The sequence below is a fragment of the Streptomyces sp. NBC_00775 genome (genome assembly GCF_036347135.1).
Taxonomy (GTDB): Bacteria; Actinomycetota; Actinomycetes; order Streptomycetales; family Streptomycetaceae; genus Streptomyces; species Streptomyces lutosisoli.
In genome coordinates this window covers 341,560-363,161 of sequence record NZ_CP108938.1, presented here as the reverse complement: position 1 = coordinate 363,161, position 21,602 = coordinate 341,560, and the positions used below count along the sequence as shown (strand labels likewise).

Genomic DNA, 21,602 nt, shown 5'->3' with positions numbered 1-21,602 from the left:
CCTCGCCGCGTCGTCTGCATGTTGGCAACGTCCCCTTCCGCGCCCGCGGGAGGCCCGAGATGAGAGGCATGGAGCGTGCACACCGTGGACCAGGAGAACGTGAGCGCCACCCTGACTGTCGCCGTGCCCGCCGAGAGGGTCTTCGCGGTGCTCGCGGACCCGACGACCCATTCTGCGATCGATGGCACCGGCTGGGTTCAGGAATCTGTCGACCGGGCGCCGCTGACCGAGGTGGGGCAGATTTTCCGGATGGACATGTATCACGCCAACCATCCCAACGGTGACTACCAGGTGGTCAACAAAGTCCAAGTGCTCGACCCGCCGCACGCCATCGGCTGGCTGACGGGGCACGAGAAGGGCGACGGTCACCTGGAGTTCGGCGGCTGGATCTGGCGTTACGACCTTGCGCCGCTCGGTCCGTCCGAGACTGAGGTCACGCTCACCTACGACTGGTCGGCGGTGCCGCAGTTCATCCGCGATCGCGGCATCCAGTTCCCGCCGTTCGGCCCTGAGCATCTCACCAACTCACTGCACCACTTGGCCGAGCTTGTCTCCGGTAGGTGATGTCGTCGACCAGGATGACCATCAGTGCCGGAGCCTGGCGGGACGTGCCCGAACGCGACGGCCTCTGGCAAAGCGTGTACACGTTCTTCCGGCGGTGGCAGCCGGCCGCAGTGTGGGCGAGCCGGTCACCGCGCTGCAGGCACGGGCGGATGCCCGCGGGCTGATCACATGGGACGTCTCGTCCGACCCCACGATCACGCGGTCGGGCGCTCGCGCGGCGGATGGACCACGAAGCCGCACCTTGCCGGCGAGCAGGGCCGCAAGCAACGCTGACGCCCGAAGCACAGGAAGCCCAGCCAGACGTCCTGGGCGGGCCACTCACTGATCGGCGATCGCCGGGCCTCCAGCCCTCCACGCAGAAGGCCAAGGGCCTCAGTCGTGTGAGGCCTGTCGGGCATGTGCTCAAATCCCGCGGCGCCCCTGAAGCCGTACGGAGGAGCGCCGCCCCAACGGTCTTCGTGCTGCTGCCGGGCTGTCTGTGTCCTCTCAGGGGCGCAGCGCAGCGGCGGTGGCGCGCAGGAGCGCGGAAACAGGTGGTCGCACCCATCGGGTGAGGTCGCGTGGCCAGGCGGGATCGAGTTCGATGGTCACTCGGACGTATCGGGTGTGCAGCTGAGTGACCTTGGTGTGGCGGGGTGCGGCGACGTCCGGTTCGCGCTGCAACGCGGCTCGGTAGGTGTCCTTGCGCTGATTCACATCGTGTCCTGACGCTTGATGAGCTCGTCTGCGAGGTCCATGTACGCCGAGCCTTTGACCTCGACCGGGCTGCCGAACGACTGGGAGTACAAGTCGAGCCGTGGGATATGGGTGGACAACACGTCGAAGCCCCGCTCGGCGAGAGCTTCGCGGGCGTCGGCATCGGGACCGGTGCGCGTGGCCTCGGGGCGATTTGTGCGGTTCAGCAGGACAGTGGCGCGGGCCGGCTGGGCGCGCAGGGACTGTACGTCGCCCATCTCGCGCCCGATGGGTGCCATGCGGTCCAGCTCGATGGGGGCCGGGGTCACCGGCACGATCCACTCGCTCGCGTACCGCATGATGCTCCGGGCGATGTGGGCGTGGTCCTCCAGCTGCGGGGCGTCGAACACGACGGCCTGCCTGTTGCCGAGGAAGTCGTTGACGCGCCGGTGCACGTCGCCCACCGGAAGGGCGATCACAGGAAACGGGAAGCCACCTGCCAGTTCGCTCCAACGCAGCGCGGAGGAGGCGGGGTCGCTGTCCACGAGTAGCGGTGAGAAGCCCGATTCGTGAAATGCGTGAGCCAGCCAGACCGCGCTGGTCGTCTTCCCCACTCCGGGTTTCAGGTTCACAAAGGCATGGCTCATCGACACAAGAGGGGACGCTAACGGTCGCGAGCGGCCGACTGCCGTCGGCGCGGGGCACACAGTCTCATCGTTCACCCGGCGGCGCCGGTGAATCATTCGTATGGGTCAATGTGGAAGTCGCCAGGCCGCTCACGTGGCGATTCCGCAGCACGGCCACCCCCGCCCCCCAGCCTCAGGTGTCGCGGGCTCGCCCTGCGACGCTCGTTCGGCAGGAGACGTTCCAAACTCCCAAGCCTGGCTGGAGGTGCTCGATTCGGTCGAGTCACCCGCGGTGAACAGACGTCGTCCTGCCGCATGTTGGCAGCGTTGTGCAGAACGTGGCGGTTCCACGCGCGGCAGGGGAGGGGGACCTAGAGGGCCCGGGCCACGAGGAGGGCGACGTCGTCGTGGTCGTCGGGGTGGCGCAGGCCGTAGAGCAGGAGGTCGCAGGTCTCTTCGAGCGGTCGTTGGGGTTCGTCGAGGAAGGTGAGAAGCACGTTCAGGCGGTCGTCGATGGGGTGTTGCCGGGTCTCGACAAGGCCGTCGGTGTAGAGGACCAGCAGGTCGCCGGGGCCGAGGTCCACCGTCGTGGTCTCGAAGGTGATGCCGCCGACGCCGAGTGGGGCTCCGGAGGGCAGGTCGAGCAGTACGGGGGCCTGGCCGGGGCGGGCCAGGGCGGGCGGCATGTGTCCTGCGTTGGCGATGCGGCACTGCCTGGTGTGGGGGTCGTACACGGCGTAGAGGCAGGTGACGATGTAGTGCTCCAGGTCGCAGGTGATTTTGTCGAGGTGCTGGAGCACTGCGTCCGGGGCGAGATCGAGGTCTGCGTAGGCGCACGTGGCGGTGCGCAGCCGGCCCATGGTGGCGGCGGCGTCGATGCCGTTGCCCATGACGTCGCCCACGACCAGCGCGGTCTTTTCGTCGATCAGCGGGATGACGTCGTACCAGTCGCCGCCGACCTCGCTCGTGGCCTGGGCGGGCTGGTAGCGGGAGGCGAGTTCCAGACCTGTCTGGTGCGGAGGGTGGTCGGGCAGCAGGCTGCGCTGGAGGGTGAGGGCGGTGTTGCGCACGCTCTGGAACCAGCGGGCGTTGTCGATGGCCACGGCGGCTCGGCTGGCCAGCTCAGTGGCCAGGACGACGTCGTCGTCGTCGAACGGGACCGGGTTGCGGGTGCGCTTGAGGTCGAGGGCGCCGAGCACCTCGCCGTGGGCGATGAGCGGCACGGCGAGATAGGAGTGGACGCCGGCGCGGGCCAGGAGCGTAGTGGCCTCGTCATCGCGGGCGATGCGCCGCAGATCATGGTCGCCGACGTGGCGTACCAGGACGGGTCGGCCGGTGTGGACGCACAGGGTGACCAGGCGGTCGCCGTCGTAGGCGGCGAGGTCACCGGGAGCGTCGGCGGCGTGCAGGGCCACGGTGGGATGGGCCGCTTTGAGGGCGACCGCACGGAAGAGCTCCGGGCCGTTGTCCGGTTTGCGTGCGCGGCGGCAAGCGAGGGCGGAGTCGAGAATGTCCACGGCGACCACGTCGGCGAGTTCGGGGGTGGCGATCTCGGCCAGTTCGTGGGCGGTCTGCTCCACCTCCAATGTGGTGCCGACACGGGTGGAGGCGTCGGCGATGAGGGCCAGGCGGCGCCGGGCCCGGTCGGCCTCGATGGCCGCGCGGTGCCGCTCGGTGACGTCGACGACCGAGGTGGCGGCGCCCAGGACTCGTCCGCCCGGGTCCTCCAGCCGGTAGAAGGAGAGGGACCAGGCGTGGTCATGGTCGGGGTCGGTCGGGGGGCGGCCCACGTGGTACTGGTCGAGCAGCGGGGTGCCGGTGGTGAGTACCTGGCGCAGGGCGGACTCGATGGTCTCGACGTCGGTGAAGGGCAGGGTCTCCCTCAGGTGGCGGCCGATGTGGTCTTCGGCGGGTATGCCGTCGATGCGCTCCAGTGCGGGATTGACCAGGAGATAGCGCAGGTCGGGGTCCATGAGGGCGAGGCCGATCGGGGACTGGTTGATCAGCCGCTCGGAGAGGGCCAGGTCGGTCTCGACGCGCTGGAGCAGGTTGTGGTCGGCCGCGATGCCGAGGGCGTAGACATCCCCGAGATCGTCCAGCAGCCGCATGTTGCGGAACTCCATCAGGCGGGTGCTGCCGTCCTTGTGCCGGATGGGGAAGGCGCCGGCCCAGCTCCGGCCGGTCGCCATCACCTCCGCGAACAGACTCTGGACGGCCTGCAGGTGCTCCGGGTGTATGAACAGTCGCGCTGCGTACTCACCCAGGGCCTCTTCCGAGGTGTAGCCGAAGAGATCCTCGGCCTGCGGAGTCCAGAACACGATGCGCCCGCTGGTGTCCAGGACCACCGCGGCAACGCTCAGCACATCCAGCAGACCGATCCGCCGGGACGGCTCGGTGCCCGACTCGTCAGTGCTGGACGGGAAGGATTCGGCTGTCATCCCAGATCCTCCTCCACCAGCCGGCAGGACCTGCCGGCCTCCGCCGGCAAGGCCGCACGCTCGGGTTCTGAATACCCGTGCTTCCATGCTGCCCCTTGCCTTGCGTAACGGCAGCACGCTGGCATGTCCAAGCCGAGGCAAGTGGGCGCGACGCCGCCCGGCGACTCCCGCTTGGCCGAAGCGCCGCCGCTCGCCGGTGAGGGCGCTTCGCCTGTGATCCGCTACGGCTCGGGCCTTGCCTGCTCCTGGGGCGGGGCGGGCCGGGCACCGTTGACCCTGCGGGTATTCGGCCGCTCTCCGGGATCTCCTGGCGCCGCCGCCTGCCGTCGTGACGGCAGCACGACGACGTGGATTGCCTCGGGCCGGTCGCGGGCCCCCTGAGTGTGTGCGGATACGTGTGTGCGGACGTGTGCGGGCATCGGCCAGGGCCGGCGGGCCACCCGCGGCCCGCCGGGGCCGTGCACATCGGCCGGACAAGCAGGAACATAGTCGTGTAGAGGATGGGATCAATGGATTCTGTGCGAAAAGGCTCCGATGCGCCCACGCCCGCAGGACCGGGCGACTTCCTCGACGCGTCCACCGACGCGGCGGCGGTGGTGTCCGCGGGCGGCGTCGTGGTCGGCTGGACACGGGGCGCCGAAGCACTTCTCGGCTACCTTGCGCCCGAGGTGGTGGGCAGCTCCGCCGCCCGTCTGCTGGCGATGCCCGGGGATCCGGCCCGCGTGGCCGGCGTCGCGGAACGCTGCCGCGCCGGAATGGGGTGGAACGGTCTCATCCCCGTACGGCACCGCGACGGCGACCGTATCGAAGTCGACCTGCGGGTGTCCGCGTCCTTCCGCATCGGCGGAGACGAGTGTTTCCTGATCTCGGCACGGGAGCTGAGGCCGCAATGGACCGTGGGCCAGTCCGTCCTCGACGGCTTCCTGACTCGCTCGCCGGTCGGCATGGCGGTCATGGACCTGCAGCTGCGCTACGTATGGCTGAACGACACCCTGGAACGCTTCGGCGGAGTGCCCCGCGAGCAGCGGCTGGGGCGTCGTCTGAGCGAGCTGTTGCCAGGGCTGCAGGCGGACACCATCGAGGGACTGATGCGCAAGGTCCTGGAGACCGGAGTCCCGGTGACCGACTACGAATACGTGGGATGGAGTTGGGCCGATCCGCACCGCCAACACGCCTACTCCACTTCCTTCTTCCCCCTGGTGGACGCCGCCAACTCCATCACCGGGGTCTGCTACATGGTCCAGGACGTCACCGAGCGGTGGAACGCCCGCCAGCTCCTGACACTGGTCAACGAAGCCGGGGCCAGCATCGGCAGGTCGCTCGATGTGATGCGGACCGCTCAGGAGCTCGCCGACTTCGCTGTTCCCCGCTTCGCGGACTTCGTCATCGTTGACCTCCTGGAGGCTGTCCTAAGCACCGAGGGACACGGAACGTGGCTGACCGACGCGGGACCGGCGCCCGCCAGGCCGGTGATGCGCCGCGCCGGATTGAGCTCAGTGCGAGAGGGCTGCCCAGAGGCAGTGGCGCGGATCGGGGACAGGGTGTACTTCCTTCCTCCGCCGCACGGCGTGGACCTGCTCATCAATGGCGAACCGATCATCATCCCGGTCCTCGACCCGGACGACATCCTGTGGGTTGCGGAACAGCCCGCCAGGGTGGCAAGCATCCGCGAGTTCGGACTGCACTCCCTCATCTCCGTGCCGATGCGGGCGCGCAACACCGCCCTCGGCCTCACCACGTTCGCACGGTCGCTCAATCCCGTCTCGTTTCAGACGGACGACGTCCTGTTGGCCCGAGAGCTGGTGGCGCGAGCAGCACTGTGCGTCGACAACGCTCGCCGCTACACCCGGGAACACACGGCAGCGGTGACCCTTCAGCGCAGTCTGCTGCCGCACGCCCTGACAGGCGGAACAGCGCTGGAGGTGGCTTCCTCCTATCTGCCGGCGGACGCGACAGGCGGGGTCGGTGGCGACTGGTTCGACGTGATCCCGCTGTCCGGCGCCCGGGTGGGCCTCGTCGTCGGCGATGTGGTCGGCCACGGCATCACCGCGGCAGCGACCATGGGCCGACTGCGCACGGCGGTCCAGACCCTCGCCGACATGGAGATGCCTCCCGACGAATTGCTGGCTCACCTCGACGACCTCGTGCTGCGGCTGAGCGAGGAGGAGACCAGTGGCGAGGCGGCCGTCAAGAGTACGGCCACCTTCCTCGGAGCAACCTGCCTGTACGCCGTCTACGATCCGGTCACAAGGCGTTGCACTATGGCCCGGGCCGGACATCCGCCCCCTGTCGTCGTCGACCCCGACGGGCACGTCCACTTCCCTGAGCCCCCCGCCGGACCTCCGCTCGGGCTGGGCGGGATGGCGTTCGAAGCCACCGAGATCGAGCTCGCCGAGAACAGTCTGTTCGGTCTCTACACCGACGGTCTCATCCAGGGAGCCGGCGACGACATGGAGCTGGGCATGTCCCGGCTGGGCGACGTGCTGTCCCAGTCCGAATCCGACCTCGGAACACTGTGTACGTCAGCGGTGCAGCAGCTGGTGCCCACGCCTCAACCCGACGACATCGCCCTGCTCCTGACCCGCACGCACGCCCTGGGCGCCGACCACGTCGTCTCGTGGGACGTGCCTTCGCTCCCGGCCGCCGTCGGTGAGGTCCGAGCCCAGGCGACCCGCCAGGTGGAAGCCTGGGGCCTTGGGGAACTGGCCATGACGACCGAGCTCATCGTGAGCGAGCTGGTCACGAACGCGATTCGCTACGCCGCACCGCCCATACGGCTACGACTGCTTCGCGACGCCCGCTTGACCTGCGAGGTCGCCGACGCCAGCAGCACCGCCCCTCGGCTGCGGCATGCCCGGAGCATGGACGAAGGCGGCCGCGGCCTCTTCCTGGTAGCCCAGCTCTCCCACCGCTGGGGTGCTCGGTACACGGCTGGAGGAAAGGTCATCTGGGCCGAGCAGGAGATCCCGTAACCAGGACGTTGTGAACAGGCATTGAGGTTGACGGCCGCTCGGGTGTTGTCGGCGTTCTGGCCCGCCACCCCGAGGATGTAGCTGGTGGGCACGTCCAGCCCGGACGGGTAAACAAGCACGTGAAGTCTCTGGCACTTCCGCCCTCCGCTGGTCGCGGCCGAGATCGCCGGGACCGGAGGCCCGGCCGTCGGGGTGCGCTGCGACGTGGGCGAGGACACCGCGTTCGAGGAGCTGAAGGCCTTCGCCCTGGACCGCTTCGGCCGAGTCGACGTGGTGATGAACCCCGCGCACCCCGGCAGACGCCCATGCTGCGGGTCTTCGAACGCATCGGACGCCAGCTCCAGGCGCTCCGAGTGCCCGAAGCCGCCCAGTTCACCTCAGCGTCCGCGCTGGCGATAGATCCGCATCTGCGCCAGGCCAACTGGCAAGCTGCCGGTGCCGGTTGGAAACGCTCACCGGCTACCGGTCTGTCGCATGCGAACCCCGACCCGCACGAGTCAGCTGGTTGTCCTCACAGGGGCACTGCTGTGTCCGTGGTCTCGACCACTGAGCTCGGCGTCGAGTGTCTCCTGAGCCACGCGCATGGCGTCGGCGTAGACGGGGTCCTGCAGCCGCTTCCACATCTCGCCTTCAGAGACGTCCTCAATACGACTGACCACCCACCAGATGTTGCCGAAGGGGTCCTTGATACGCCCTCCGCGCTGTCCGAAGGCGTCGTCGGCCAGGGGAGTCACGACATGGCCGCCGGCTGCGACGGCCTGTGAGAACGCCTCGTCCGCGTCGGCGACGAACACGCGCAGCAAACTCGGCATGGTGGGCCAGTCTGCATGTCGGTCGAAGGCCAACACGACTGTGTCGCCGACTTGGATCTCACCGTGACCGATCAAGCCATCCTCGGTCGACACCCGCCCGAGCTCCTCACCCCCGAACGCCTGGGCGACGAACTCGAGGAAAGCCCCCGTGTCGTCGGTGACGACCCAGGGTGCGACGGTGGTGTAGCCCTTCGGCGTGGCGTTGGAGTGCACGGGCATCACGGTCCTTTCGCTGACGTTGGTTGCCGACAGCGACGATAGGGATGAATTAGGTCAGTTCCTGTCCGATATGGAGGCGAGCTGGGTCGCAGCCGGTGCTACCTCGCGCTGCTCGCGCTGCTCGTGCCAGGTGTAGTGCTGGCTGCCCTCGCCCCTGGTGCGGTTGAGGGTGGAACATGGGAGATGAGCGACCAAGGGAGGCCCACAATGAAGACCGGAGCCTCGGATTTCGACGACGGGCTGTATTCGCACACACCCTCCCAGGCAGAGGGAGAGCGCGACGAACCGGCCGAGCGCTCGGCGATGGAGCAGCACCCGGACGTCCCCAGGACCGAGCCGTCCCAGGCTGAGGGTGAGCGGGTGGATGACGCAAGGACCGCATGACTGTGGTGAGCCGGACCGGGCGGCCATGGGTTCGGCTCACTGCCGCCCGGACGACGAACCGGTACGCAGCATCGGGCTCCATGCGGGGCAGGAAACGTGTGGCTCGCTCACGACGAGTGCGCCCGCATCGGGCTCGCCGTCCTCGACGCGCTCACAGCCGGGCAGGAGCGGGGCCTGACGCACCGGGACGTGAAGCCGGCGAACATCCTGCTGGCGCCGGACCGCACCGGGACGCCGTACGCGCGCGTGCTGCTCACGGACTACGGCATCTCCACAGAGACGGACGGGGGCGAGACCCGGTACACCCGGGATTCCGCTCCGGTCGGCACGCCGGAGCTGGTGCTGGCCGCCCTGCTGGCCAAGCCGCGGGTCGCCCTGGCCTGCGCCGAACTTCCAGTCAATGATCTAGCGGCCCCGCTCGGAGACGACGCCTACGGCGTGCCGGGAAGCCGGACCGTGACGAGGAGACCGCCGGCGGGGCGGGGGACGAGGTCGAGGGTTCCGTCGTGGGCGCGGACGATGCTGTGCACGATGGCCAGGCCGACGCCGGCGTGCTCGTCGGTGCGTACGCGTTCCGTTCCGCGCTGGAAGGGTTCGGTGAGGGTCGGTACCAGTTCCGGTGGGAGCCGACGGCCCGTGTTCTCGACCCGCAGCACGCTCGTGTCGCCGTGCGCCTCGGTGTGGACCGTTACGGTGCCGCCGGCGGGGAGGTTGTGGACGATGGCGTTCTGGACGAGGTTCGTCATCATCCGCAGGATGAGTTCGGCGGAGCCGCTGGTCACTGTTGTCTCGCCGGTGACGTCGAGCGTGATCCGGCGCTGTTCGGCGAGGGGAAGCAGCGTTTCGGCGGCTTCTTCGGCGATGAGGGAGAGGTCGACGTTCTCGCGGGTGAAGGTTCCGCGGTCGCCGCGGCTGAGCAGCAGGAGGGCCTCGGTGAGGTCGATCGCCCGCGTATTGACAGCGTGCAGGCGTTCGATGAGTTCGCCCCGGTCCCGCGTGGGGTCCTTGCGGGCGACGTCTAGGAGCGTCCGCGAGATCGCCAGCGGGGTGCGCAGTTCGTGGGAGGCGTTCGCGGCGAACCTCTGCTGCTCGGCGACGTGGGACTCGAGTTGTTCGAGCATCGAGTCGAACGCGTCGGAGAGTTCACGGAATTCGTCCTGGCGGCCCTTCATGCGGATCCGGTGGGACAGCGACCCGTTCCCGGCCATCCGTGCCGCATCCGTGATCTGTGTGAGCGGTGCGAGCATCCGGCCGGCGAGGATCCATCCCCCCAGGAGGCCGAACACGAGCAGGAAGACCATCGCCACGGCCGCGGCGGGGGCGACGCCGCGCAGGAGGTCGGAGCGGCTGGGCCCGACGATGATCACGGCGCCGAACTTGTTCTGGAGGGATCTGGGGTCGCTGGTCGGTAGCCAGCGCAGCGCGAATACCCACACGACGGCCAGCAGAAGAGTGCCCGCGACGAAGAGGAATCCGGCATAGCTGAGGGTGAGCTTCAGCCGGGCACTGCGCCCTGGGCGTCTATTCATGAGTTCCGCCGGGGTCGGTGGCGTCCGTACCGGTGTCGATCCGGTAGCCGACGCCCGGCACCGTGGCGATGATCCATGGCTCGCCGAGCCGTTTGCGCAGGGCGGAGACGGTGATGCGCACGGCGTTGGTGAGGGGGTCGGCGTTCTCGTCCCAGGCCCGTTCCAGCAGCTCTTCGGCGCTGACGACCCCGCCCTCGGCGGCGACGAGGACTTCCAGCACGGCGAACTGTTTGCGGGTGAGCGCGACGTAGCGTCCGTCGCGGAAGACCTCCCTGCGGAAGGGGTCCAGCCGCAGGCCCGCGATCTCGCGGACCGGGGGCCGGGCGTACGCGCGTCTGCGGTCGAGTGCCCTCAGCCTCATGACGAGCTCTCGAAGCTCGAACGGCTTGGTGAGGTAGTCGTCGGCGCCGAGCCCGAATCCGGAAGCCTTGTCGTCGATCCGGTCGGCAGCGGTGAGCATGAGGATCGGGATGCCGCTGCCGGAGGCGACGATGCGCCGGGCCACCTCGTCGCCGGAGGGGCCGGGTATGTCGCGGTCGAGGACCGCGAGGTCGTAGGAGTTGACGTTGAGCAGTTCCAGGGCGGAGTCGCCGTCGCCGGCGATGTCGGCGGCGATCGCCTCCAGCCGCAGACCGTCACGGACGGCCTCGGCCAGGTAGGGCTCGTCCTCCACGATCAGTACGCGCATGTCAGAAGCCTAAGTGGCGCAACTTATCGCCGACGTATGCAAAGACGTGTGCACACCGGACACGCGACTCAGGCTGCAGGTGCCGGCGCGGGGCGAGGCTGGTCCGACGCCGCTTGTGCCGTAGTGCGCCACCAGCGGCGCGACGCCAGCGCGGCCAGCACGGCACCGGCGGCGTTGACCAGTACGTCGTCCACGGAGGACACCCGGTCCAGCCGCAGGACGTACTGTGCGGTTTCGATCAGGACCGAGCAGCCCGTCCCGAGGGCCAGGATCCGCGGCACGGACGCCAGCGCCGTGAACCGCATCGGGGCGAAGAACCCCAGCGACGCCAGGACCAGCAGGTTGCCGACGATCCCGAGCGGCCCCATCGTGACCAGGTCCCGCAGCGGTACCAGACTCACCCGGGCGGGGACGGTGCCGGCCCCGGCGCCCGGCATCATGGTCAGCCATAGGAACGGCACCGTCCCGTGGACCATGCCCACCTCGGCCAGCGACATCCGCCACGCCGATGTGACGCCGGCGGCACACCGACGGCGCGCCAGAACCCACACCACCAGCACGGCCAACGGCAGCGCGACCAACGTCATGAGCACCACACCGTTGAACGTGTCGAAGCAGCCGTGCCACCGCCCGGCCATGCACCTCGGAGCGGACATCATGAGCGGCCCCCGCACGACGAACGCGGCGCTTGCCATGCCGAGGATCGCCAGGCTGAGAAGCACGATCCTGTGCGCGCGGCGGGGCGGTGCCGGCAGGGATGCGTTGTGGTTCATGCCCCGATTGGATACGGAGGGCCGTTGCGGTGGCGTATGCGATTTTCGATACGCCCGCGATACACGGAATCCCCGGCATCAAGGAACTGGCGCAAGCCGGCAGTGAGTTGGCCCCGCCGCTGGTGATCGCGACAGCCCAGCTACCGCGGGTGCTGGACGACTCGTCCGTGAACATCGCACTGCCGAGCATCCAGGACGAGCTCGCCGCATGGCCTGGTGGACGCCGTTGCCCTTGAGCCGGCAGCCCCGCAGGATCCTCCCGTTCTTCAGTCGGGACAGGGCGTGCTCGACGCGGGCGCACTCAGGTGCTGTTGGCCTCGCCGTCTGCGGTGCGGGACGAGCGCACCGGCGCCCAGTAGCCGCCGTCGGCGATGTCTCCACTGCGCGCGGCCACCACCAGAGCAACTACCAGAGACACGGACCAGATGAGGAGGTGAACCGAAGGAGGGTAGCTCGCAAGGGAGTAGCCGTCTCCGACCAGAAAAGCGACGGACAGCACCGCGAGCGGCAGGCCCGCGGTGAGCGCCGCGAGGAGCCCCCGCAACAGCGGGCGCGTGAGCAGCCAACGGGGCGCGATCGCCAATACGAACCCGGTGGCGGTGCCCAGCGCGAGGCCTACCGCCATGCTGCCGAGTACGGCGAGGGCGCCCACAGAGACCAGCGCCCGCACGGTTCCCCATTGGCCCCCGACCAAGAAGACGAACGCACCCACAAGACACCCGGAACCGATGATTCCCGCGGGCCATGCCCCGATCCACGCACCCAAGCGCATACCCCGCCGGACCATGGTTCGGGCCGTCATCTGTGACCTCCCCTACGGGTGGATGTTCGACCTTACTGGCCTTGCCCGCCCTCATGTCCCGCCGTCTGGCCCGGCCCCACCACCGGGCGCGAGGGCAGATGCCCTCTCGCGGCAGCCCTGAAGCTGGGATGGATGCGTGGCCAGTCGGCGGAACTGAGGCAGGTGTCACGCGTGCTGTGTGTGTTCCTGGAGGCGAGGGAAGAGCGGGTGGGCGGTCGGCAGACACCCGTCGACCGGCGTGACCTGCTGCGCGATCCGTGTGGCGGCATCGGGGATGAAGGGCCGTAGTTCGTCGGCGAGCACGCGGCACGCGGTGACCAGCGTGGCGAGCACCGCGTCGAGTTGACTGGTTGCCACGTCCTCGCCCTGCCGCTCCGCTCGGGCCAACTCCCAGGGCCGCGCGGTGTCGATACAGCGGTTGGCCTCCTCCACAATGCCCCAAGCCGCACTGATGGCGCGGCGGAAGTCGAAGTCGGCGAGAGCGGTATCGATCAGGCCGGGAGCTTTCTGGCACACGTCCACCAGCGCCGCCACAGCGGGCTGACCGGCATCGGGAGAGGGAACCGCACCGCTGCGGTAGCGGTGGACCATCGTCACGATGCGGTGGACCAGGTTGCCGAGCCCTCCGGCGAAGTCCGCGTCGGCACGCGCGGTCAGCCGGTCGGGGGTGAAGTCGGCGTCCCCGACCCGAGGAACGTCGCGCAGCAGCCACCAGCGCACCGCGTCGGTGCCATAGACCGCGGCCAGGGAGACCGGGTCGACGGTGGTCCCGCCGGACTTGCTGATCTTGCGGCCGCCGACGGTGAGGTAGTCGTGTACCAGGATGTCGGTGGGCAGCGGCAGTCCGGCCGACAGCAGCATGGCCGGCCAGTACACGGCGTGGAAGCGCACCACTCCCTTACCGACCAGGTGGATGCGGCGCTCGCCGCCCACCCACCACTGTTCGTACGCGACGTCGCCACTGCCGTAGCCGAGGCTGGTCACGTAGTTGCCCAGCGCGTCCCACCACACATAGACGACCTGGCTGGGGTCGTCGGGCACGGGGATGCCCCAGCCGCGGGCGCGGCTGTGGGAGCGGGAGACGGAGAAGTCGTGCAGGCCGCCGGCGATCAGGGCGAGGACCTCGTTGCGGCGGGCCGCAGGCTCGATGCGCAGGCTGCCGCCCGAGATCAGCTCGTGAAGCCGGTCGGCGTAGCGGGACAGCCGGAAGAACCAGTTCTCCTCCGCCACGTGCTGAGGCTCGGTGCCGTGCTCTGTGCACCGCCCGTCGACCAGTTCGTCCGGGGTGTAGAACTGCTCGCAGCCGACGCAGTACAGGCCCTCGTACTCCTTGCGGTACAGGTCGCCCGCCGCGGCGCACTGGCGCCACAGCCGTTCCACCCCGACGCGGTGGCGGGGGTCGCTGCTGGTGCGGATGAAGTCGTCGAGCGACAGAGCCAGCGGGCCGCGCAGGGCGGCGAACGCATTCGCGTTGCGGTCGACCAGCGACCGCACGTCCACACCCTCGGCTTCGGCGGCCAGGACGTTCTTCAGGGAGTTGTCGTCGGTTCCGCTGAGCAGCCGGACGTGATCGCCCCGGTGGCGCCGGTGGCGGGCCAGCGTGTCTGCCTGAACGAGCTCAAGGGCGAAGCCCAGGTGTGGGCGCGCGTTGACGTACGGGATGGTCGTGGTGATGTAGTGACGTGGTGTGCTCATCGGTCCTCCAACCGGGTACCGAGGCCCGGTCCGCACAACACGTCGAGGCCCCGTCCCGGGGCCTCGGATTCGGTACGCGTCCGTGCTCAGCAGCCCCGTTGGCGGGGCATCATCTGTTGCTGAGGCGAAAGCGTGATCATGAGGCCGATGCTAGCAACAGGGGCCGGCGCCGAGCATGCGGTTTTCTGCCCTCTCGCAGCAGTCGCCTGAAGACGGTTCTGGTCGCCTCGATGGTTGCGGTGCGGTCTTTGGGGTGCCCATGCTTGACCTGGGGATGGTGTTCGTCCTGGTCGTCGGTGGGGGAGGCGCCGTGCAAGGACATGGACGTCATGTCCCAGGGCATGGTCGACACATCGATACCGAACTCGCCGATCGCGCGGGCGCCGATACTGCCGTCAGACACCGGCCAGCACACGAATCGACCTGAATCAACGACCCGCGAAGTGCGGAACCAGCGGCGGACGACCGCCGGAACATCGGGCTCCGGTCCTAGAGCCACGTCAACGCGGGTCGCCCGTGGGTCTGGCAGATGCAGGACACCATCGGCGGCCAGGTGTTCACCGTCGACGACTGGATCCACGGCTCCGCGGGGATGGTGCCGGAGTGCGCAACCCACATCGTCAGCTACTTCAGCTCCGGAAACCCCGACGGCAACAGCGGCCCGGGCGTACAGCCGGAGAGCTCGGACGACGATATCGCCACCGCCGTGGCGGCGACCGTCACCGCGGACAGCACGTCCGCCACCAGCAACCGCCTGACCTGGCCCGAGCCCCGCTCGAAGCACTAGTCCGCCACCGATGACCGAGGCGTCCGTACCAGGGCCTGTCGTTTGGATCATCCCGGCGGCGCGGGGTCTGCCAAGAGGTACCGCACCTCACAGCCGGGCTGATCCAAACGACGGCCCTTGTGCTGCGTCGCGGAAGTTCCGCCGATGAGTTTCCGGCGGTTGTGCCGTCTACCCATCGACGAAGGGAGCGCACCATGCGCAAGATCATCATTTGCACGTTCCTGACGCTGGACGGCGTCATGCAGGCGCCGGGCGGTCCGGACGAGGATGCTGAGAGCGGCTTCGAGCACGGCGGCTGGCAGAAACCGGTGGCCGACGACGAGGTCGGCACGGCCATCGCCGGTTGGTACGAACACTCCGACGCGATGCTGCTCGGCCGCAAGACGTACGAGATCTTCGCGTCGTACTGGCCGACCGCCGATCCCGACAACCCGTTCACCGATCGGATGAACAGCATGCACAAGTACGTGGCGTCTCGGACCCTGACGTCCGTCGAGTGGCAGAACTCCACGCTGCTGGAGGGCGACACCGTCGATGCCGTACGCAAGCTGAAGGCGTCCGACGGCGGCAACATCAACGTCGTCGGCAGCGGCGACCTCGCCCAGACCCTCATGCAGCACGGCCTCGTCGACGAGTACCGGCTGACCATCCATCCGGTGATCATCGGCACCGGCAAGCGGCTGTTCGCCGACGGAGCGATCCCCACTGCGCTGGAGCCGGTCAGCGTCTCGACGACGAAGGGCGGCACCATCGTCGGCGTCTACCGGCCGAACGGTAAGCCCAGCTACGACAGCTACTAGGCGGTTTCGTCTGGATCACCGAGCGGACCAGAGAAAGATGCCCGCGACGTGGAGTCCGGCCAGGCAGATGGTCGCGGTCTTCTTGCAACGGGTGGCGATGCCGCGCCATTGCTTCAGGCGGTTGATGCACCGCTCGACGGTGTTGCGCTGCTTGTAGGTCTCGCGGTCGAAGGCCGGTGGCCTGCCGCCCCGGCTTCCCCGCCGCAGTCGGTGACGTCGCTGGTCGGCCGGGACGGGGATCACCGTCCGGATACCGCGCTTGCGCAAGTGGCTGCGGATCGCGAGGGAGGAACACGTCCTGTCGGCCAGGACCCTGTCCGGCCTGGTGTGGGGCCGTCCACGGCGGCGGGGCGCGCGCAGGCGTGCCATCACTTCCATGAAGGCGGCCGCGTCGCCTGCCTGTCCGGCGGTGAGGCAGCTGCGCCAGGCGGTCGCGGACCTGACGGCGCGGAGCCTGGCTGACAGGCTGCAGACCTTCTCCGACGGCATCGTGTAGGGGCTCGGTTACGAGCTGGCATGCGTGCATCTCGTACGGACTGACGGTGACCTCGTCGCCGCGGCCGAGGCACTCATCATGGGCCGCGTCGCCTGCCGGGCTGTTGGCCGGGCTGAGGCTATGGCCGGTTGCTCAGCAGGTCCCTTGCGGCTTGGAGTGCGTCGTTCTTGAGGGCCTCGAAGGACACGGTCCAGTTGTCGTCCCAGTCGTCGAGTGAGATCGCGCAGTGGAGGATCGGCTGGAGTATGTCTGGGTAGTTGAGGTCCGAGACGACCTCGGTCCAGATCAGCTGGGCGCCGGTGGCCGGATCGAGGCTGCCGTCGGTGATCTGCTCAGCCAGCCAGTAGGCGAGGGCCCACTTCGCGGCCGTAGGGTCTGCTGGAGCCTCGAAGAGTAGCCCCAGCTCGTCGAGCACTTGATCAAAGAGCTCGGGTGCTTCGGGCTCCTCGCTTCGTACGAGGCCGGCCAGCAGTGGGATGGACGGGCTGTCGACATCTGCGAGGAGTGCGTCCAGGCCCGCCTGAATGAGCTGGTCGGATCCCACGTGGCGGCCGAACGCGCGAGCCTGGGCGAGTCTCCGCAGCTGCCTCATGGCTTCTTCCTTGGTCACGGCCCTCGGCTTCCTTTCAGCTGGCGGAAAGCTGATCGTGCCACGACCGGGTCGCCGTTCCACCACCGAGTTTCCTGGACGCCCGCACGGGCGCCGCGCTGATCACGTCGCCAGAAGGACGCGAGACGCGGGCAACTCGTGCGCGGGGTGTAGCGGCAGAGGTAGAGGACCGTTCGGAGTTTCCGGCTCGCGTGACGCGGCGGCGCGGCTTTACGAGCCCGTTTCGGGCGCACGGAGACGTACCCGACCGGTCGGGGTACTGGTGGCGCTTGCCCGGGCTGTCACGGGGGGAACCGCTCCGGGCGGAAGTCCGCAAGCAGCTCGTCTCTCTTCCCGCTGAGGATCTCCGAAGCAAGCAGCCGGCCGATTACCGGCCCGAGCGTGATGCCGCTGTGGGAGACGGCCTCGTAGTAGCCCGGCACAGACGGCACCGCTCCCACCGAGGGGAATCCGTCGGCTGGGATGGGCCGGTTGGCCACCCGTGTCTGTGTGATGCGGGAGTTGCCGAGTTCGGGAACGACGTGCCGCGCCGATTCGTGGAGCAGCCGTGCGAGTTCCGCTGGTTCTTCGCCTGTGTCGATGAGTGCGTCGATCTCGCGGCTGTGGAGGACCACCGAAGCGTCTCCGTCAGGACGGATCTCGATGTGAGGCGCGTGCATGGCCCGGTGAACCGGGACCTGAGCACAGCCGACCCGGGTGACGGCGCCGGGTTCCCGGCGCATCGGCAAGTGCCGTGCGATGAGCCCGGCGACGTGGGAGGCGCCGGGGCCTGCTGCGTTCACGACGATATCGACGTCGAGACAGCTCCCATCGGACAGAGCAACTGTCCGGATGCTCCCGTCGGCACCGGTGCCGATGTCACAGACCGCGGTGCCGGCCCGCTGCTCGGCGCCGGATGCAACGGCCTGCCCGACCAGGCGGCCGACGAGATGACGTCCGTGCACCCAGGCTTCGTCGGGGTAGAACAGGACTGTAACCTCGCCGGGCATCGTGAGAGCGGGTTCGAGGCGGCGGCGCACCTCGGCCCCCGTGCACACCTCGACCCGGTAGTCCCAGCTTTCCAGCAGTCCCGCTGTTTTCAGGAGCTTCGCCTCCGCCGCGGGATCGTCTGCCCAGCGCAGGTGGCCGTTGGGATACCACCATGAGTCCGGCCCGATGGTCCTGGCGAGCTCACGGTACGTTGCCATGCCCGCGACGTTCAGGTCGAAGTAGGACCTGCGCGCGGTCTTGTTGCTGGCGTTGACCCACGAGAAAGACCAGTTGGTGACGCCTTCACCCGGCTGGCCCGCGTCGATGAAGACCACCTTGGCGCCGTGCCGGGACAGGTGCCAGCCCACGCTGGCTCCCAGGATGCCCACTCCGATGACAGCAACACGTTCAGGCCGCTTCACGGACCCCATCCTCACGAACGCCCCCTTCCCAGTTCACGGGCGAACTCCCGTTTCCAGCATGCAGGTATGCGAGACGGTGAGCACCATGAACGGGACAGGCAAAGGCTCCGGAATCGGGTGCCGAAGCGGCGGGCGCGGTGCCGGCCTGGTGTCGTTGAAGCGCACTCCACCTTTCTTCGCGATGACGGGAGCCGGGGCGTGCCCTGCCTACCGGTCGCGGAAGGCGGAGAGGATGGGCCAGTCGGCGGTGACGTTCCCGAGTTGCCACATCAAGGCATCGAGTTCTCCGCGCATCTCCTCCAGGCGAGCCCTGTTGGGGAAGTCGCGGGCGTTGAGGAGCACGGCCCAGCAGCGGTTGTCGGCGGTGCTGACCAGGAGGGCCATCGTGCCCGGGAGGTCGCCGTCGTGCCAGCGGTTTCCCTCGTCGTTGATGTGCCAGCCCTTGGCGTATCGGACTTGAGTGCCATCGGGGGCGTGCGCGGTGGTGCGGGTGAACATGGTGGCCAGGGAGTCGGGCGAGAGGATGTTCCCTACCTCCGGGAACCCGTCGACGTGCACCAGGAAACGGACCAGATCCTCCGCGGTGGCCAGCCAGCCGCCATGTGCGTCCATCCGGGAGATGCGGAAAGCGTAGGGGGTGATGTTGGTGCTGGGGTGCTCGGTGTAGACGACCTCGTCGGGGCGCCGGTCGCCGAGGGTGTCGCCGGCCAGCTGCATGTCCGTGATGCCGCAGGGTTGGAGTGCCAGCTCGCGTACGGCCTGCTCGTAGGACTGGCCGGTCCGGGCCTCGATGACACGACCGAGCACGCAGTAGCCGAAGTTGAGGTAATCGTGGACCTCACCCGGAGGGCGGGTGAGCGGGGCGTTGAGGGTGCCGTCGGCCTGGCGTCCCAGCATCCAGTCGATCAGTTCGTGCTGACCCAGCTCAAGATGACCGAACATCGGATCCTGGCCCGCCGCCCAGCCACTCGTGTGCTCCAGCAGGTTCTGAACCGTGATCTGCAACACGTCGCTCTCGTAGGGCTGGGTGCCGAACGTGGTGCCCAGCAGCGCGCCCGGCCCGAACACCGGGTCCGTCAGAGCCAGTTGGCCCCGCTCGATGAGCCGAAAGACGGCGACGGCGGTCAACGGCTTGGACACGCTCGCGATCCGGAACAGCGACGTGGGGCGGACGGGAACGGCCGTGCTGGGCTCGACCACGCCGAACCCGCGAGAGAGGACCAGGCGGCCGCGCTCGGCACGCGCCACGGCCGCACCGGGTACCTGGTACTTGGTCATGAACGGCTTCATCAGGTCGTCCAGCAACGCCTCCTCCGAGTCGGTGAGGTACGTCTTGCGCCAGATCCCGGCGTACTGCGTCAGCGGACTCCCCAGCACGTTGAAGGCGCGCATCCGGGCCGGCCGGAAGCCACGGGCCAACAGAGCGTCGTGCTCGACACTGAACGCGTCCTGCCACAGCCCTGCCCGCACCTGGCTGTTGGCATCGCCGCGCTGCCAGATCCCCGTGTACCGCGCCTCGCCGAAAATGTCGTATCCGGTCAGCGCAGTCAGCATGTAGCCAGCCGGTTCCCAGTCATGACGCCGCAGCTCCAGCAAGCCCTCCGACATCAGGTGCTCGACGAGTCGCTCGGAGGGCGCCGCCGGCTTCCACAGCGCCGCGAAGGCGAGCCGGCCGTCCGGCGCCATGTAGGCCGACACGTCGTACGGCAGAAAGCCGCGCGAGGACAATTCGTTGTTCACCGCCTGGAACTCGTCGACGCTCAGGCCGTGCCGAGCGATGAGTGGCGGTACCGAAGCGGCTGTCGCCCACAAGGAGGTGAAACGGGGACCGTCGCCGGTCCCGTAGGCACTGACGGTGAGCGGAATGTATCCCTGCGGAACAAGCTCGTCGAAGAGCGCACTGTAGGCATCGCCCGTCAGGCCGGGCAGCACCTGACACGCGTACGGAACCGGGGACTGCTCCCAGATGGACGCGTGCCGGTCCATGTCGTTCACGGTGTACCCGGTCACATCCAGCGGATAGAACCCCTGGGCTCGCAGCGTCGCGCTCTCCGCCTCGTGCTCGACCAGCGACAAACCGCGCAGGACCCTCAACGCCGGATTCCGCTCCGCCATACCCGCAGGCTATGGCCCCCGATCCGTTCGTGCCTCACCAGATGTGTATCCGAGTGAATGGCTCGCGAGCGGCGCCTGGGTCCCGCAGCGTTGTCGGGCAATTGCGGCCGTTGGGCGCCGGGCGCGCTGGTGGTGTCCGCCAGGGCGGCGTGCTGGCAGTGCTCTCCACGCTAGTGGGGCTCATCCTGCTAGCGCTCGTCCCCAAGCCGGCGTTCACCCACGTCTTCCTCACCGTCGGATGGATCTCCGGCGTGATCACGGGAGCCGCGATCCTGCTTGCCTTCGGCGCACTGCTGCTCACCGCACTGCGCAACGGGGCCTCACTCGTTTCCGGCCCCTTGACGAGGACGACATGGGCGCGGAGATGGCCCGGGCCAGAGAAGCCTGGAGTGTGGCATCCTGCCGTTCCTGCAGGAAGCGCTCGCCGACCCGGGCCAGGGGGCTGCGCTGAGTACGACACCGCCGGTGCCGGTCAGCCGCATGCCGCACCTCGGCTACGACCGTCCGGGCGTTACCAGTTCCGAGGATGGTCCCGCGCCACCCCCCCAACGACCGAGTCCGAGAGGTGCGATTGCTTTGGATGGGAACAGAGAGGCTGTACGCCTTCGGGGCCTGACCGACCTTCGGGAATGGCTGGCGCGGCAAGGGATTCCCCATGAGTCATGGGGTGTTGGCGGCAGCAAGTCGGTGCGGCACCTGTGGAACGAGATCTCGTCGGGTGAGTCGACGTTGTCGGAGAACCCGCCGCTGCGTCAGGTCGCGGTCGTCAGCCTGAACATCCAGGTAGGCGGCAAGCAGCTCACCGAAGCCAGGCAACTCATGGCCGACGGCGCCGTGCGAGAGCGGAACTCGCCACCCACCGAGAAGATGAAGCCGGGCGAGACCGTCACCGCCGCCGCGCTGCGGTGCGTGGTCGAGGAACTCAGGATTGATGAATCGGCTGTCGCCATCGCCCCGGAGCCCGCGTCAGTGGTCGTCGAGGAGCTTGAATCGCCCTCTTATCCCGGCCTGCCGACCAGCTACCGTCTCTACACCATCGCCGCACAGGTACGCGGCCTTCCACTGACGAGCTTCACGACGGAAGAGGCCCCCAGCGGCAGCGACGCAACTGTGACCACCCACTACTGGGAGTGGCGCTAGGGTCCCTCGTCAAACGGATCTCGCCCAGAGTGTGAACGAGGCCGGGCAGACCGCTGCCGCGTACGAGTTGGCGGTCTTGTCGTGCC

17 protein-coding genes and 4 pseudogenes are annotated in these 21,602 nt (G+C 68.6%); 8 read left to right on the top strand and 13 right to left on the bottom strand.

Features of this window, described 5'->3' with window-relative positions; translation table 11 throughout:
- Positions 1-84 precede the first annotated feature (84 nt).
- Positions 85-564: an SRPBCC family protein gene (locus OIC96_RS01800; protein ID WP_330309659.1), complete on the top strand. Its 480-nt coding sequence runs from the start codon at positions 85-87 to the stop codon at positions 562-564.
- Positions 565-1,050: 486 nt separating this feature from the next.
- On the opposite strand, the gene OIC96_RS01795 is transcribed toward OIC96_RS01800, so the two are convergent.
- The 3 genes from OIC96_RS01795 to OIC96_RS01785 all read right to left on the bottom strand — a co-directional run bounded on the left by OIC96_RS01795 (position 1,051) and on the right by OIC96_RS01785 (position 4,303).
- Positions 1,051-1,260, bottom strand: coding sequence for a hypothetical protein (locus tag OIC96_RS01795; protein ID WP_330309660.1), 210 nt, complete (start codon positions 1,258-1,260; stop codon positions 1,051-1,053).
- Positions 1,257-1,886 carry a ParA family protein gene (locus OIC96_RS01790; protein WP_330309661.1) on the bottom strand — a complete coding sequence of 210 codons (630 nt, stop codon included), beginning with the start codon at positions 1,884-1,886 and terminating at the stop codon, positions 1,257-1,259. Before OIC96_RS01790 ends, OIC96_RS01795 begins: the two co-directional genes overlap by 4 nt.
- Before the next feature lie 350 nt (positions 1,887-2,236).
- Complete coding sequence (locus tag OIC96_RS01785) at positions 2,237-4,303, bottom strand: SpoIIE family protein phosphatase (RefSeq protein ID WP_330309662.1); 2,067 nt, start codon at positions 4,301-4,303, stop codon at positions 2,237-2,239.
- A gap of 500 nt (positions 4,304-4,803) precedes the next feature.
- Between OIC96_RS01785 and OIC96_RS01780 the strand changes: the two genes are divergently transcribed.
- Positions 4,804-7,275 carry a SpoIIE family protein phosphatase gene (locus OIC96_RS01780; RefSeq protein WP_406502218.1) on the top strand — a complete coding sequence of 824 codons (2,472 nt, stop codon included), beginning with the start codon at positions 4,804-4,806 and terminating at the stop codon, positions 7,273-7,275.
- 497 nt (positions 7,276-7,772) lie between these two features.
- Here OIC96_RS01780 and OIC96_RS01775 read toward each other — a convergent pair whose 3' ends face one another.
- On the bottom strand, positions 7,773-8,306 hold the full coding sequence (locus OIC96_RS01775; RefSeq protein WP_330309664.1) for a VOC family protein: 534 nt from the start codon (positions 8,304-8,306) through the stop codon (positions 7,773-7,775).
- A 486-nt stretch (positions 8,307-8,792) separates the two neighbouring features.
- Here OIC96_RS01775 and OIC96_RS01770 point away from each other — a divergent pair.
- Positions 8,793-9,020, top strand: a pseudogene (locus OIC96_RS01770) (protein kinase domain-containing protein); the annotation flags it as partial.
- Positions 9,021-9,121: 101 nt separating this feature from the next.
- On the opposite strand, the gene OIC96_RS01765 reads toward OIC96_RS01770, so the two are convergent.
- The 3 genes from OIC96_RS01765 to OIC96_RS01755 all read right to left on the bottom strand — a co-directional run bounded on the left by OIC96_RS01765 (position 9,122) and on the right by OIC96_RS01755 (position 11,680).
- A complete protein-coding gene (locus OIC96_RS01765; protein WP_330309665.1) occupies positions 9,122-10,219 on the bottom strand; it encodes a sensor histidine kinase in 1,098 nt (365 codons plus the stop codon).
- A complete protein-coding gene (locus OIC96_RS01760; RefSeq protein ID WP_330309666.1) occupies positions 10,212-10,907 on the bottom strand; it encodes a response regulator transcription factor in 696 nt (231 codons plus the stop codon). The genes OIC96_RS01765 and OIC96_RS01760 overlap by 8 nt, the downstream gene beginning before the upstream one ends.
- A gap of 68 nt (positions 10,908-10,975) precedes the next feature.
- Entirely contained in the window at positions 10,976-11,680 is a 705-nt protein-coding gene (locus tag OIC96_RS01755) for a VanZ family protein (protein WP_330309667.1), read from the bottom strand.
- Positions 11,681-11,709: 29 nt separating this feature from the next.
- Between OIC96_RS01755 and OIC96_RS49770 the strand changes: the two genes are divergently transcribed.
- On the top strand, positions 11,710-11,916 hold the full coding sequence (locus OIC96_RS49770) for a hypothetical protein (RefSeq protein ID WP_406502308.1): 207 nt from the start codon (positions 11,710-11,712) through the stop codon (positions 11,914-11,916).
- Here the strand turns inward: OIC96_RS49770 and OIC96_RS49765 are convergent.
- A pseudogene (locus OIC96_RS49765) lies at positions 11,888-12,053 on the bottom strand (IS5/IS1182 family transposase); the annotation flags it as partial. The gene OIC96_RS49770 and the pseudogene OIC96_RS49765 sit on opposite strands and share 29 nt — an antisense overlap.
- A 594-nt stretch (positions 12,054-12,647) precedes the next feature.
- Entirely contained in the window at positions 12,648-14,177 is a 1,530-nt protein-coding gene (locus OIC96_RS01745; RefSeq protein WP_330309668.1) for a methionine--tRNA ligase, read from the bottom strand.
- A 529-nt stretch (positions 14,178-14,706) separates the two neighbouring features.
- Here OIC96_RS01745 and OIC96_RS01740 point away from each other — a divergent pair.
- Both OIC96_RS01740 and OIC96_RS01735 read left to right on the top strand, forming a co-directional pair.
- Complete coding sequence (locus OIC96_RS01740; protein ID WP_330309669.1) at positions 14,707-14,964, top strand: hypothetical protein; 258 nt, start codon at positions 14,707-14,709, stop codon at positions 14,962-14,964.
- Between the two features lie 194 nt (positions 14,965-15,158).
- Entirely contained in the window at positions 15,159-15,764 is a 606-nt protein-coding gene (locus OIC96_RS01735) for a dihydrofolate reductase family protein (protein ID WP_330309670.1), read from the top strand.
- Between the two features lie 15 nt (positions 15,765-15,779).
- Here OIC96_RS01735 and OIC96_RS01730 read toward each other — a convergent pair.
- Positions 15,780-16,178, bottom strand: a pseudogene (locus tag OIC96_RS01730) (transposase); the annotation flags it as partial.
- Here OIC96_RS01730 and OIC96_RS01725 point away from each other — a divergent pair.
- Positions 16,141-16,362 (top strand): annotated as a pseudogene (locus tag OIC96_RS01725) (diguanylate cyclase CdgB); the annotation flags it as partial. The pseudogenes OIC96_RS01730 and OIC96_RS01725 overlap by 38 nt on opposite strands.
- Positions 16,363-16,378: 16 nt before the next feature.
- Here OIC96_RS01725 and OIC96_RS01720 read toward each other — a convergent pair.
- From OIC96_RS01720 to OIC96_RS01710, 3 genes are all read right to left on the bottom strand, one after another.
- Positions 16,379-16,852, bottom strand: a complete 474-nt coding sequence (locus OIC96_RS01720) for a hypothetical protein (protein ID WP_330309671.1) — start codon at positions 16,850-16,852, stop codon at positions 16,379-16,381.
- A gap of 299 nt (positions 16,853-17,151) precedes the next feature.
- Positions 17,152-18,270, bottom strand: coding sequence for an NAD(P)/FAD-dependent oxidoreductase (locus tag OIC96_RS01715; protein ID WP_330310415.1), 1,119 nt, complete (start codon positions 18,268-18,270; stop codon positions 17,152-17,154).
- Positions 18,271-18,468: 198 nt separating this feature from the next.
- A complete protein-coding gene (locus OIC96_RS01710; protein WP_330309672.1) occupies positions 18,469-20,376 on the bottom strand; it encodes a serine hydrolase in 1,908 nt (635 codons plus the stop codon).
- Between the two features lie 687 nt (positions 20,377-21,063).
- On the opposite strand from OIC96_RS01710, the gene OIC96_RS01705 reads away from it, so the two are divergent.
- Positions 21,064-21,516 (top strand): hypothetical protein, encoded by a 453-nt coding sequence (locus tag OIC96_RS01705; protein WP_330309673.1) that lies wholly within the window; start codon positions 21,064-21,066, stop codon positions 21,514-21,516.
- The last annotated feature ends 86 nt before the right edge of the window (positions 21,517-21,602 follow it).